General features: G+C 37.2%; 11 protein-coding genes. 6 read left to right on the top strand and 5 right to left on the bottom strand.

The features are described from left to right. Positions 1-106: 106 nt before the first annotated feature. Positions 107-553: a GNAT family N-acetyltransferase gene (locus tag RAH34_RS17865; RefSeq protein WP_114820956.1), complete on the top strand. Its 447-nt coding sequence runs from the start codon at positions 107-109 to the stop codon at positions 551-553. 91 nt (positions 554-644) lie between these two features. Further along, complete coding sequence (locus tag RAH34_RS17860; protein WP_306597004.1) at positions 645-2,126, top strand: S8 family serine peptidase; 1,482 nt, start codon at positions 645-647, stop codon at positions 2,124-2,126. Between the two features lie 69 nt (positions 2,127-2,195). Here RAH34_RS17860 and ygiD read toward each other — a convergent pair whose 3' ends face one another. Both ygiD and RAH34_RS17850 read right to left on the bottom strand, forming a co-directional pair. Further along, the gene (gene ygiD / locus RAH34_RS17855) at positions 2,196-3,023 is read right to left on the bottom strand and encodes a 4,5-DOPA dioxygenase extradiol (protein WP_306597003.1); all 828 of its coding nucleotides are present in this window, start codon (positions 3,021-3,023) and stop codon (positions 2,196-2,198) included. 83 nt (positions 3,024-3,106) lie between these two features. After that, positions 3,107-3,619 (bottom strand): YceI family protein, encoded by a 513-nt coding sequence (locus RAH34_RS17850; protein WP_062675631.1) that lies wholly within the window; start codon positions 3,617-3,619, stop codon positions 3,107-3,109. A gap of 331 nt (positions 3,620-3,950) precedes the next feature. Here RAH34_RS17850 and RAH34_RS17845 point away from each other — a divergent pair, with 331 nt between their 5' ends. Together RAH34_RS17845 and RAH34_RS17840 are read left to right on the top strand one after the other, a co-directional pair. Beyond that, complete coding sequence (locus RAH34_RS17845; protein WP_306597002.1) at positions 3,951-6,089, top strand: DPP IV N-terminal domain-containing protein; 2,139 nt, start codon at positions 3,951-3,953, stop codon at positions 6,087-6,089. A 350-nt stretch (positions 6,090-6,439) separates the two neighbouring features. After that, positions 6,440-7,465: an LLM class flavin-dependent oxidoreductase gene (locus RAH34_RS17840; RefSeq protein ID WP_306597001.1), complete on the top strand. Its 1,026-nt coding sequence runs from the start codon at positions 6,440-6,442 to the stop codon at positions 7,463-7,465. A 74-nt stretch (positions 7,466-7,539) separates the two neighbouring features. On the opposite strand, the gene RAH34_RS17835 is transcribed toward RAH34_RS17840, so the two are convergent. From RAH34_RS17835 to RAH34_RS17825, 3 genes are all read right to left on the bottom strand, one after another. Continuing rightward, positions 7,540-10,575 carry an SMC family ATPase gene (locus RAH34_RS17835; protein ID WP_306597000.1) on the bottom strand — a complete coding sequence of 1,012 codons (3,036 nt, stop codon included), beginning with the start codon at positions 10,573-10,575 and terminating at the stop codon, positions 7,540-7,542. A 3-nt stretch (positions 10,576-10,578) separates the two neighbouring features. Then, positions 10,579-11,784 (bottom strand): exonuclease SbcCD subunit D, encoded by a 1,206-nt coding sequence (locus tag RAH34_RS17830; RefSeq protein WP_306596999.1) that lies wholly within the window; start codon positions 11,782-11,784, stop codon positions 10,579-10,581. A gap of 146 nt (positions 11,785-11,930) precedes the next feature. Further along, entirely contained in the window at positions 11,931-12,083 is a 153-nt protein-coding gene (locus RAH34_RS17825) for a hypothetical protein (protein WP_306596998.1), read from the bottom strand. A gap of 108 nt (positions 12,084-12,191) precedes the next feature. On the opposite strand from RAH34_RS17825, the gene RAH34_RS17820 reads away from it, so the two are divergent. Together RAH34_RS17820 and RAH34_RS17815 are read left to right on the top strand one after the other, a co-directional pair. Continuing rightward, the gene (locus tag RAH34_RS17820; RefSeq protein ID WP_114820949.1) at positions 12,192-12,440 is read left to right on the top strand and encodes a VF530 family DNA-binding protein; all 249 of its coding nucleotides are present in this window, start codon (positions 12,192-12,194) and stop codon (positions 12,438-12,440) included. 146 nt (positions 12,441-12,586) lie between these two features. Further along, positions 12,587-13,087: a peptidylprolyl isomerase gene (locus tag RAH34_RS17815; protein WP_306596997.1), complete on the top strand. Its 501-nt coding sequence runs from the start codon at positions 12,587-12,589 to the stop codon at positions 13,085-13,087. Positions 13,088-13,132 lie beyond the last annotated feature (45 nt).

The raw sequence follows: 13,132 nt of genomic DNA, 5'->3' as shown, positions 1-13,132 counted from the left end.
AATGAAGGCTTCCGAAAGGGAGCTTTTTTGTTTTCTACTAAATAATGGCTGGGTTTAAACCTAATAGGTTTGATTCTATCAGTATTAATCTTTTAATCAAATAAAAATGTACATCCTCAGAACAGATTCTACTCATAAAGATTTTCAGAACCTTGTAAAACTCCTCGATGCCACTTTGTCTGAACATAATGGTGAAAATGATGATTTCTTTGCTCAGTTCAATACAATAGATACTATTAAAAACTGTGTCGTAGCTTATATAGATGATATACCTGCTGCGTGTGGAGCATTCAAACCGTTTTCAGAAGATACCGTAGAAATAAAAAGAATGTTTACCCATCCGGAATTCAGAAAGAAAGGACTAGGTTCTACCATTGTAAAAGAACTTGAGAGCTGGGCAACAGAATTGAACTTTACAAATGCCGTATTAGAAACTTCCCGGGATTTGAAAAGTGCCATCTCGGTTTATGAAAAAAGTGGTTTTTATCAAATACCCAATTATGGCCAATACGCTGGGATAGAGCAAAGTGTGTGCTACAGAAAAGTATTGTAATTTAATATTTATGTAATGCTAAATTCATTTTTTTTCAATTTTTAATTCCCGTTAAAGTGTTATATTGTAGCCTCATCCAAAATTATAACATATGAAAAAAACTGTATTCCTAGTGGCAATATTTTTTGCCTTAAACTCGTGCTCCAGAGAAGATCTCCAGAACGAAAATGTAAAAAAAGAAATGTCCCAGAAAGATCCGTTGACAGCAAAACAAATCAACGAAAGGATCAATAAGGCGATTAAAACAGACGGAACTTTCAATTGGAAAAATGAATCCGATCATTTCGTATGGAGTGCTATTTTCCGTGGAAATAAAATGGTCTCTATCGGTTTCGGAGCTTCTAAAGATGATTTTGACAGAAGTAAGTCTCCCAACAATGCTGATATGGAGAAAGAAGTTCTCTCTGTAATCAAAAAATATGAAGGAAAAGACGAAAGAAATTTCCTTCTTCTTTCAGATCAATATCTTAATCAGATGGATGTTGTGATAGAAAATGAGGAAACTGTTTCCGCTCTCCGACAAATGAAAAACATCCGATATGTAGAACCGGCAGATTATCATTATTTTGAATTTGAAGCTCAATATAATGCAGCGGCAAAATCTTCAGGAAGTGGTTCTTCGGGATGTGGGTTCTCATCATCTACTTTAAGTACTGCAGACTATACTTCAACAACGCCAAGTGCAAAAATACCTTGGGCTTTTGCTAAACACAATATTCCTGATGCATGGAGCTACAGCACAGGAGCAGGTGTTACCATAGGACTTATTGATACAGGAGTTTCACCGGAACAGACTTTACTGGGAGGAAGTTTTAATAATGGAGCTTCTTCAGGAAGAACGATCAGCAAATACGGAGTGTATAATTCAGACGGATCCGGAGACCAGTGTGGGCATGGAACGAAAATGGCTTCCGTAATGGCAGCTCCGAGAAATAATGCAGGATTACCTGTAGGAGTAGCTTATAATGCCAATCTTATTGCCTACAGAGCTGCAGAAAATGTTGTTCTTGAAACTTCCAGTGAACAGACAGCTGTAAAAACGGCTTTCACAGAATTGGGTAACAATACCAGTGTAAAAATCATCTCTATGTCGATGGGACATATTTTCTCTGTCGGAAAAATTGAAGATGGGGTTAAATATGCTTATTCTAAAGGAAAACTGATCTTCTGTGCCGGAGGTACTTCAACCAGTTTTACGAGTTTTGTCGGAGTCATTTTCCCTGCATCAATGTCAGAAACTCAGGCGATAACAGGAGTAAAAGAAAATACTTCCAATCAGAAATGTGATGTGTGCCACTCGGGCAGCCAGATCGACTTTACTTTCCAGATGGAGAGGCCTTCAGGAAATACAGTGCCTGTATTGAGTTATTACAACGGCCAGGCAGATTATGTAGGTGGTTCTTCAGTGGCTACAGCAGCTACAGCGGGAATTGCAGCGTTGGTTTGGGCTAAAAATCCATCATGGACAAGAGATCAGGTACTGAATAAAATGAGACAGTCTGCTACCTACTATCCCAATGTAAATTCAAGCTATGGCTACGGAAACATCAATGTTCTGAAAGCAGTACAATAATATAATGGCCTTATAAAAAGAAAAGGAAATATCTCAGCTGAGGTATTTCCTTTTTTATTTTAATATAGATTATCCTATCCTTACACTTGTCATACTCAATGATCCACCAATAAGTTCGTCATTGAATAAATTAAGCTCTTCAGACTGATCTTTCAGCCCTAAAGTATACAATAAAGGAAGATAATGATCAGGCGTAGGAACAGCATATTGTAAGAAAGTCCCTTGTTTCTGGTAATCGATGATATTCTGAAAATTGCCGTCAAGTAACCAGTTGTTGGTTTTTTCACGGGCTTCCACAGCCCAGTCCCAGCCGGCTCCCACTGTATTTATATTTTTCCAGTCGATAAGGCGAAGGTTATGAACAATATTTCCGCTTCCGATAATAAGAATACCTTTTTCACGAAGTTTGTTCAGTCTTTTGGCAAGATCGTAATGATACTGTGGAGGTTTTGTATGATCGATGCTCAGCTGAATCACCGGAATATCCGCATCAGGATACATATGTTTGATAACTGACCATGCCCCATGATCCAGTCCCCAGCTGTGGTCTTCTTCCACATCTACAGGAAGAAGTAATTCTGCAGTTTCTCTTGCCAGTTCCGGACTTCCGGGAGCAGGATACTGCACATCAAAAAGGGCTTTTGGAAAACCATAAAAATCATGGATGGTTTTCGGCATATCCATAGCGGTTACAAAAGTTCCGTCTGTATACCAGTGGGCAGAAATACAAAGAATTGCATTAGGCTTTGGAATTTCTGAAGCAGCTTTCCGGAATCCTTGTACAAACTGATTCTCTTCAATGGCATTCATTGGTGAACCATGTCCAAGAAATAAAACAGGCATTCTCTGTGTGCTTTTAAAATCGTTGCTTATGTTTTGAAGATCGTTGAGGTTCATAAATATTGAAGATTATAAAAAAAAACAAAAGGTTCAAGGCTTTTAGAAAAATCCCCGAACCTTTTATCATATTTATTAATTTACTATGCCTGTTTTACAAACTGTAATTCACCAGCTACTTTTACATCGTCACTTACCATTACACCTCCTGCTTCAAGAGCGGCATTCCAGTTTAATCCGAAATCTTTTCTACTGATTTTTCCTTCAAAAGAGAAACCTGCTTTTGTATTTCCCCATGGATCTACGTTGATTCCTCCGAAGTCTACATCAAGATTTACAGGTTTTGTGATTCCGTTGATGGTAAGATTTCCAACAATAGAATTATTTAATGCCTGAGATTCAAAAGTGATGGTAGGATGTACTTCAGCATTGAAGAACTCTGCAGACTTTAAGTGGTTATCTCTGTCTGTATTGTTGGTAAATACAGAATCTGTCTGAATGGTAGCAGTAGTTTTTGCATTTGCAAAGAATTCATCTTCAGATTCAATTTCAGCAGTGAAAGTTCTGAAGCTTCCTTTTACGTTAGAGATCATCATGTGTTTTACTTTGAAAGTAATTTCACTATGCGTAGGGTCTAAAATCCATTTTGTTGCCATTGTATTTTGTATTTTTTGTTTGTTATTAATGATGCAAATTTAGGACACCGTACCTATATGAGTCATTGATATAGGATAAGAAATGAGATTTTTTTGTCAAGGGTCAATTTTGCTCCGCAAGTGAATGGTGAATTTATTTCAACATCAAATTGACAAGAGCAGCGGATTGACTGTTCACAATTCACCTATCCTAATTTCTTTTAAAAATTCTACTATTAAGTTAAGAAATAATTCCTTTGAATGCATGAATTCCATTTTATGAATGTTTTAATTTAACGTTTCTTAACGAATGGTTTTTATTTCTTATTTTTGGAGGATTCAATTTTATACAATGAAATTACATAAATTTTCTTTATTGATGCTGGTTTTAGGCAGTTCAGCATTCGCCCAGACCCAGAAGTTTACCATGGCGGAGGCTGTAAATGGAATGAGAACCAACCTTGCTGTGAAAAATATCTCCCAGTTTTCCTGGGCTGCAGACGGAAAATCTTATATCCAGGCAGTGAAAGGCGGTTATCTGATTACAGATTTGAAGACCAACAAACAGGATACTCTGATCTCATTGAGCCAAATGAACAGAAACCTTTCTAGTGAAAAATTTAAAGCGATTCCTCCTATCAAATTTACAGGGAATTCTAAAGGATATTTTACTACAGAAGGTAAAATGTTGTGGATCGAAAAATCAGGAAACGACTGGAAAGTAAAAAGCTCAGCTACCATTGATCAGGATGCTGCGAACGTGAAAATGTTTGGTGACGGTCAGACTTTTGCCTTCACAACAAAGAATAATTTATTTGTCAACAGAAACGGGAAAACCATTGCTGTAACCAACGAGAGCAATGAAAATATCATTAGCGGACAGGCTGTTCACAGAAATGAATTCGGAATTGATACCGGAATTTTCCCTGCGCCAAACTCTGAGAGTGTAGCTTTCTATAAAATGGATCAGAGCATGGTGGCAGATTACCCGATCATCGATTGGTCTGTAACTCCGGCTGTAAACCATAATATCAAATACCCGATGGCGGGTCAGACTTCTCACCAGGTGACATTAGGGGTGTTTAATATTAAAACTCAAGCTACGACTTTCTTAAAAGTGGAGGGCGAAAAAGACCAATACCTAACAGCAGTTACCTGGAGTCCGGATTCAAAATACATCTTTGTGGCTGTTCTGAACAGAGGCCAGAATCATATGAAAATGAATCAATATGATGCTGCAACTGGAGAATTGGTGAAAACTTTATTTGAAGAAACAGACAGTAAATATGTTGAGCCACAGCATCCGCTTACTTTCTTCCCGAACTCTAATACAGACTTTATCTGGCAGAGCCAGAGAACAGGATACAATCACCTGTTCCACTATAGTCTTGAAAAAGGATTAGTAGCACAGATCACAAAAGGGGACTGGCTGGTAACCGATATTTTAGGGTTTAATGAAAAGAAAAAGGAAATCTATTTCACATCAACAAAAGAAACTCCTTTAGAAAGACATTTGTATAAAATTAACTGGACTAATTTTAAGATGCAAAGGCTGGACAGTGGAGAAGGGATGCATGCAGGTACATTGAGCAGCGATGGAAATTATCTGTATGATGCTTACAGTAATGCCAATTCACCAAGAATTGCCAATATTATCAATACAGCGAATTTAAAAACTACCAATATCCTTACTTCTGAGAATCCATTAAAGAATTATCAGAGACCGGAAATTAAAAACGTAACTTTAAAAGCAGATGACGGAACTCCTTTGTATGGAAAGATTATCCTTCCAACCAACTTTGATCCGAACAAAAAATATCCGACTATTGTTTATCTGTACAACGGGCCGCACTTACAGCTGATTACCAACAGCTTCCCGGCTTCAGGAAACCTTTGGTATGAATATATGGCTCAGAACGGATACATTATCTTTACCATGGACGGAAGAGGCTCTTCCAACCGTGGAATGAAGTTTGAGCAGGCTGTATTCAGAAATCTGGGAACAACAGAAATGAATGACCAGATGAAAGGAGTAGAGTACTTAAAATCTCTTCCTTATGTAGATGGAGACAAAATGGGAATTCATGGATGGAGCTTCGGAGGATTTATGACGACAAGTTTCATGCTTCGCAAGCCGGATGTATTCAAAGTAGGAGTAGCAGGAGGACCTGTAATCGACTGGAGCATGTACGAGATCATGTATGGAGAAAGATATATGGATACTCCGCAGGAAAACCCACAGGGATATGCAACGGCTAATCTTCTGGATAAAGTACAGAACCTGAAAGGAAAATTACTGATGATCCACGGAGCTCAGGATGATGTAGTCGTATGGCAGCATTCTATTAAATTCATCAAATCAGCTGTGGATAACGGAGTTCAGCTGGATTACTTTACGTACCCGGGACATCCGCATAATGTGATCGGGAAAGACAGAGTTCACCTAATGCAGAAAATTACAGATTATTTTGATTTGTATCTGAAGAAATAATAATACAATCCAGCCTGGTTTTAGGCTGGATTTTTTGTTTCGCTAAAAAGGATTAGGATCTTTTGAAAACGCAAAGACGCAAGATTATTGAATACTTCATATTATGGGGAGCAAGGATTTTATCTGCGATAAAATTGTACAGTTCTAATACTATATACATTATACACATAAATATTTGCTGAAAATCTTTGATTTTCTTGCGCCTTAAAACAGTATAAAGATAAAAATCCTTGCGCCCTTGCGTTTTCCAACAAAAAAATCATCAGTATTCAATAGCCCTTCCGATCTTAACAAACATCAATGTTTTTGATATTTCATAGTGGTAATTTTGTATTACTAAAATCAACAATATGGAATTAGGAATAGGAATGTTCGGAGATTTGTCTTTAGACCAGTCTACCGGAAAATATAGAAATGCAGGAATAAAAATCCGTGAAATACTGGATCAGGTAAAATTAATGGATGAGGTGGGAATTGATGTTTTCGCAATGGGAGAGCACCACCGTCCTGATTATGCCGTTTCCTCACCGGAAATAGTACTGGCAGCAGCAGCAAGTATTACCAAAAATATAAAACTGGCAAGTGGAGTGACTGTTTTAAGTTCTTCAGAGCCGGTAAAAGTATATGAAGATTTTTCAACGCTGGACTTGATTTCAGACGGAAGAGCAGAGATATTTGTAGGACGTGGAAGTTTCATTGAGTCATTTCCATTGTATGGTTACTCATTGAATGATTATGAACAGCTGTTTGACGAAAAATTAGAATTATTACTGAAAATCAATTCTGAGGAAAATGTTAGCTGGTCGGGAAAACTTCGTGCTCCGATGCAGAATCAAACCGTATATCCAAGAGCAAAAAATAATGGAAAACTTTCCATCTGGAGAGCGGTTGGAGGAACTCCTCAGTCTGTTTTAAGTGCAGCCCAGCTTGGAATGCCTTTAGTGGTAGCCATCATTGGAGGAATGCCAATCCAGTTTAGAAATCTGATCGAATTCTATAAACAGGAATACCAAAAAGCGGGACATGATGTTTCGAAAATGCAGATTGCAATCCACTCCCATACTTTTGTGAGTGATGATCAGAAAGTAGTTGACGGATATTTCCATAATTATAAATCTCAGATGGATAGGATAGGAGCTTCCAGAGGATGGGCGCCTTACACAAAAGCACAGTATGAGGGTGGAAGAAGCAAAGACGGTGCGTTATTCATCGGCAGTCCGGCTGAAGTAGCAGAAAAGATTGCTTATATGAAGGAGATTTTCGGGATTACAAGATTTATCGGGCACATGGATGTGGGAGATCCTGCCCATGATGTAATGATGAAGTCTATAGAATTGTTTGGAAATGAAGTGAAGCCTGTTATAAAAGGACTGTAACAGGAAGTTTATCAGGTGCAAAAGCCACAAAAGAACAAATCTTTTGTGGCTTTTGTTATTTAAAATATACTGAACTAAATCATTTCAATGATACTTCCTCTTTCTTCGTCTTTAATAATATTGAGTGCCGTAGGAATTTTCTCTTTCAGTTCTTCTACGTGCGAAATAATTCCCACAATTCTGTTTTCTTTCATCAGATTGGTGAGCGTTTCAAATACGATATTCACAGATTCGGTATCCTGTGTTCCGAAACCTTCATCAATAAAGAAGAAATTCTTATCAGCCTGTGCATTGGCCTGAACACTTTCTGCCAGAGCCAGAGCCAGACTTAAAGATACCTGAAATGCCTGTCCTCCGGAAAGCGTTTTTACACTTCTGCTTTTTCCTTCGTTGAGGTAATCGATGATTTCAAAATCGTTATTTTCATTAAGCTGAAGACTCAGCTGGTTTCTCGTCATGCGGTGAAAACGTACATTGGCATGATCACAAAGCTGTCTCAGATAAATAGATGAAACATATTGTACAAAGCCTGCTCCTTTAAACAGGTTCATCATAATTTTTAAATTTTCTGAACGTTTCTGAAGCTTTGCCAGTTCTTTCAGAAGTTCGTCTTTTTTTACAAATTCCTTTTCCAGACGGTCTATTTCTGCAGTTTTTGTGACTACAGAATCACTGATCTGCTTTTGCTCGGTTTGTGCTTCATTAAATTGCTTTTCAGCCAGAGAAAACTGTTCATTATCGAATGAAAGTCCCTTCAGCTTTAATTCCAGCTCTCCGATGAATTTCTTTAAAGCTTCAAATTCAACTTTGAAATGCTGGACTTTAGCCCTTACCATCTGAACATCAATTTCCTGAAGTAAAATATGCTCAACCTCTTTAAATTCTGTGAAGTTTTGATTTGTCAACGCTTTGACAATAGCTGCTTCATTGCTTGAAATTTCTTTTTCAAGTTCTGTAATCTGTTTTTCAGACTGGCTGACAATGGCTTTTTGCTCTGCAAGTTTTGGAGAAAGGATTTTTTCCTGCTGTAAAGCTTTCTGGTAATTTTCTTCGGTTTCCTTATTGGATTGTATCAGCTTTTGATAAATTTCATCAACCTCAGCTTTTTCCTTTTGAACATAGAGATTCCAGTCCAGTATTTTAAGACCGGAGCGGCTGATATTGATCTGTTCCTGCTTCGAAACTTCTTCTAAACGGAAAGCTTCCAGAGCACTCTTGTATTTTTCCAGGGTTTTAATTTCTCTGTCAAGAGCTTCTCTCTCCAAAGCAATATTCCGTTCTGTTTCCTCAATCTTTTTTTCTAAAGTGAATGAATCTGAACGTTTTTTCTCAAACTCTTCTTCCTGATCAGGAGAAAATGTTTTCCACGTAAAATTCAGAATATGATTTTCAAGATCTTTTTGAATCTGAAGAACGATTTTTTGTTCTGAAATAAGCTGTTCCTCAAAGATCTTTTTGCGGTCCAGAATTTTGTCAATTTCAGCTTCCTGTTTTTGAAGACTAATAGTTTCCTGTTCCACAGAAGTTATTTTCTCCTGAGTTTCCTTCAACTCAGCATTCACATCATGAAATTCAACAATATGCGGATGCTCTTTAGATCCGCAAAGAGGGCAGTTTTCACCGTCATGAAGCTCACTGGCAAAACGGGAAAGCTCTTTTTGTATTTTGAGATGATCCAGTTTCTGGGAAAGTTCCTTTTTTTGAGTTTCTAAGGTTTCTTTTCTGATTCTGAAATCTTCTTTATAATTTTCGGTATAAGCAAAAGGCTTTAATTCTTCTGTAATTTCTCCGATCTGCTTTTGATGTTTCCCGATCTTTTCAGTTTGCTCCTGCAGGGATTTTTTTAAATTCTTGTGTTGAATAAACCAGTTGCCCACTTCAGAAAGCAGGGCAGAGTCAAGTTTCTGTTCCTTTAAGGTTTTAACCTGTGTAGAAAGTTCATCAATGGTTTTTTGAATTTTCTCTTTATGAACATCTACTTCTTTTACTTTTTCAGAACCTTTTTGAGTTCTTTCATTCAGAATTTTGATCTCCTTGGAAAACGTCAGGATCTGAATAATGAGATTCAAATCATTTTCCTGAATTCTGGACTGCTCCAATGCCTTAAACTTTGGTTCAAGAGCAGTAAGTTGTTCTTTGATGATAGTAAAAGCCTTTTCAGTTTCCTGCTGGATTTTGATCTGTTGCTCTTTCTCATTCCGCTTGTCTGAAATCTCTTTTGAAAGCTTATTTTTCTCAATGATCAATGGATTGAAGAGCCTGAAAATACGGTCGTATAATTCTGCCTGTGCTTCCAAAGCATCCATTGGAGACTTTTCTTCTGAGAGTTTATTGAATTTTTCTTTATTCTGTTGTAAACTGTGGAAGTCAATTTTTAAGTTTTTCAGCTGCTGATAAGTCTGGGAAATTTTTTCCAGTTTTTCATTGGATTCTGAGAGCTTTTTCTGTTCCTCTGCAAGCTGCTCTTTTTGAATCCGGATCTTCTCTTCATTGATTTCTTCAAAACCTTTCAATTGCCCTTCCAATTGATCCAGTTCAGATCTGTTCCTTACATTAAGTGCAGAAACATTGTTCTGGAGGTCAAATTTTTGAAGATTGAAGATCTCCTTCATCATATTAGTTCTTTCTGCAGCACCCAATTCAAGGAATTCTTTGAACTGTCCCTGCGGAATAATGATAGTTCTTTTGAAGTTGGAATAACTTAATCCAATAACAGCTTCCGCATTTGAGTGATCTAAAGGAATCCATTTCCCATTGATGTTCTCATAAAAAGTAACGGCATTAGGTTTTACCTCTTCGAATTTTTTGGAATTTCGTTTAAAATCACGGGTAGCACGAAACAATTTATTCTCATAATTCACAAAATCAAATTCTATATAAGAGCTGTTTGATTTTAAATTCATCATGTTATAAGCCCTCTTATCACGCATGTTCAGACGTTCCGTTTCTCCATATAAAGCAAACGAAATGGCCTCAAGAACCGATGATTTTCCGGAACCTACCGCTCCGAAAATCCCAAACAGTCCGGCTTCAGTAAGATTTCTGAAATCAATAGTCTGACGTTCCTGGTATGAGTAAAGACCTTCGATAGTTAATTGAACAGGGATCATGGCTTATGCATTTAAAATTTCGTTAAACAAATTCATCAGTTCTTCATTGGCTTCCTGCCCGCCGTTTTTAGATTTAAAATAATCTTTAAATAATAGATCAATATCCTGACTTAAATTGATTTCATGGTTTTGGTCTTCTGACAATTCCAGATTTTTTACTTTGGGAATAAGGTGAACAATTCCGTTGTGGGACTGATAAATTAATCTTCTTTCATCTGCCGTTAAAAAAGTCTCACTTTCCAGCGTAAGTTCTATAAATGTATTGGGATTTTCACCCAGCCATTGAACAGCATCATCAATGGCGGTAAATGTTTTTCGGACTAAAGCTCTGCCGATTTTCAGAAGTTTCTTCTCGTAGGAAACTGTTTTTCCAGGTTCTGCGTCAATAATGGAAACATACTTCGTTTGTCCCGCTTCACTGAAACTATAGCACAGAGGAGAAGATGAATAAATAACCGGTTTCTCCTTCGTTCCTATATTCTGAAAACCATGAAGGTGACCGAGTGCCGTATACTGAATCTGTTCAGGAATACTGTCTGAAAAAATCAGATCTGCATTGCCTATCTTAATTGGTTTTTCTCCTTCGGGTTCTTCCAACACTTCTGCACCTCTTTTATTCATATACAAATGAGCTGTCAGAAGATTCACTCCGGAATCATCACAAAACTGATCCGCAAGGTTTTTCCAGGTCTGAGAAAGGACTTTGTTGATTTCTTCTTCCTTATTTTCTCCAAAGTATTCCTTTAATCGGATCTCATTTGCGAAAGGAGTGTGAAGAATTCTTACAGGAAAGTTGATCCCATCAATTTTCAGCTCGATAAAACCTTCTTTTGAGTGGGTAATCTTAAAATATTCTGTACCAAAAGGTGCTATTTCAGCTTTAGGATGGCCTATTAAAATAATTCCACATTCTCTTGCCAGAGGATCGGGAGCATTAATTAAGCTCGGAGAATCGTGATTCCCTGAAATAGCAATCACAGGGCGCTTACCATTCAATGATAAACGTTTTAATGTTTTATAAAAAAGTTCAGCAGCCTCTACACTTGGATTAAAATTATCGAATAGATCTCCGGCAATGAGAACTAAATCAACGTTTTGCTCATCGGCCATCTGAACAATTTCATTCATCACCAAAACCTGTTCTTCCAGTCTAGAAAAACGGTCGAGGCGTTTACCCAAATGCCAGTCGGCAGTGTGGAGGATTTTCATAATGTAAATTTGAGAATTAAAAGGGTATATGCAGCGTAATTTTCAACTTGTTTCGCAGAGAATTATTATGCAGCTATTACAATGTAAATATAGAGAATACTTCATTTTTAAAAATAAGGTTTCCCTTAATTTCATATAAAAACAATTTATAAGCTATCATCAGCTTTTCTTGCTTTGAAATCTTCCCGGATTTGTTTTAAACGTGCTTTCCTTTCCGCTTCTGCATTCTGTATTTTACGTTTTTTCTGATCAATTTTCTTTTTATTTTTTTTCCTGTTCGCGTCGTTGTTTTTGCTCATATTTTTTTATGGGTAAGAAATAGCTTCTTCAAAAATAAGAAACAAAAAGGGAAGAAGAGGTGTAGATTTCCATATAAACTTATAATCAATTAATTTTGCAAAAAAAAGATGGAACAGCAGTCCAAAGATCCTCTACACGGAAAAAGACTTGATGCTATCCTGGAAGAACTGGTAGAATATTATCAGGGTTTTGAAAGGCTGGGCGAACAGATCAATATCAAATGTTTTACAGATAACCCAAGCATAAGTTCTTCCCTGAAATTTCTGCGGAAAACACCGTGGGCCAGAACAAAGGTGGAGAGCCTGTATCTCTTTATGCTGAGACAGAAAAAAAGAGATGAAAGCAGAAAAAAATAAAGGCTGTAAAAAGAAGATCTTCATTTCTTTATGCCTTTCATAGCTTCCTTCTTCCAACCTTCAGCCTCCAGGCTCACTAAATCATTTCAAAAATAGTATATTTGTATGATTAATCGTGAACGAAAATCACGAAAAAAAGAAAAAATATGACAATCGAAAACAATCACGTTGTAGCTGTAAAGTATATACTTCATACGATCGAACCAGATGGAAGTAAGATTCTTGTAGAAGAAACAACAACAGAAAATCCACTTACATTTTTGTATGGTGTGGGAATGATGATTCCGAAATTTGAACAAAATATCTTAGGTTTAAAAGCTGGAGATAAAGCGGCTTTCGTAATTCAGCCTGAAGAAGCTTACGGTGAAAGACAGCCTGATGCTATTGCACAGTTACCAGTGGAAATGTTCAACGAATCAGGACTTCCACCAGTTGGAGCTATTCTTCCTTTATCAGACAATCAGGGGAATAACTTCCAGGCTTTTGTAGTAGAAATTACTCCGGAAGTTGTAGTAGCAGACCTTAATCACCCAATGGCTGGAAAAGTGTTAGATTTCGACGTTGAAGTTTTAAGCACTCGTCCTGCAACAGAAGAGGAGTTGGCGCATGGTCACGCTCATGGAATTGACGGAAACGAAGCTCACTAAAAAATAAAAAAATGTCCGGTTATTTCGGATATTTTTTAGAGATAA

The sequence above is a fragment of the Chryseobacterium sp. WLY505 genome (assembly GCF_030846215.1).
In the GTDB taxonomy this organism is placed as follows: domain Bacteria; phylum Bacteroidota; class Bacteroidia; order Flavobacteriales; family Weeksellaceae; genus Chryseobacterium.
The sequence above is the reverse complement of the archived record's forward strand: the minus strand, read 5'-3'. Positions and strand labels throughout refer to the sequence as shown.

What these genes read in the sequence shown, in the direction of transcription:
- RAH34_RS17820 (WP_114820949.1), top strand. Translation starts at nt 12,192, where the DNA reads ATGGAACAGCAGTCCAAAGATCCTCTACACGGAAAAAGACTTGATGCT.
- RAH34_RS17815 (WP_306596997.1), top strand. Translation starts at nt 12,587, where the DNA reads ATGACAATCGAAAACAATCACGTTGTAGCTGTAAAGTATATACTTCAT.
- RAH34_RS17850 (WP_062675631.1), bottom strand. Translation starts at nt 3,619, where the DNA reads ATGGCAACAAAATGGATTTTAGACCCTACGCATAGTGAAATTACTTTC.
- RAH34_RS17835 (WP_306597000.1), bottom strand. Translation starts at nt 10,575, where the DNA reads ATGATCCCTGTTCAATTAACTATCGAAGGTCTTTACTCATACCAGGAA.
- RAH34_RS17825 (WP_306596998.1), bottom strand. Translation starts at nt 12,083, where the DNA reads ATGAGCAAAAACAACGACGCGAACAGGAAAAAAAATAAAAAGAAAATT.
- ygiD (WP_306597003.1), bottom strand. Translation starts at nt 3,023, where the DNA reads ATGAACCTCAACGATCTTCAAAACATAAGCAACGATTTTAAAAGCACA.
- RAH34_RS17865 (WP_114820956.1), top strand. Translation starts at nt 107, where the DNA reads ATGTACATCCTCAGAACAGATTCTACTCATAAAGATTTTCAGAACCTT.
- RAH34_RS17845 (WP_306597002.1), top strand. Translation starts at nt 3,951, where the DNA reads ATGAAATTACATAAATTTTCTTTATTGATGCTGGTTTTAGGCAGTTCA.
- RAH34_RS17830 (WP_306596999.1), bottom strand. Translation starts at nt 11,784, where the DNA reads ATGAAAATCCTCCACACTGCCGACTGGCATTTGGGTAAACGCCTCGAC.
- RAH34_RS17860 (WP_306597004.1), top strand. Translation starts at nt 645, where the DNA reads ATGAAAAAAACTGTATTCCTAGTGGCAATATTTTTTGCCTTAAACTCG.
- RAH34_RS17840 (WP_306597001.1), top strand. Translation starts at nt 6,440, where the DNA reads ATGGAATTAGGAATAGGAATGTTCGGAGATTTGTCTTTAGACCAGTCT.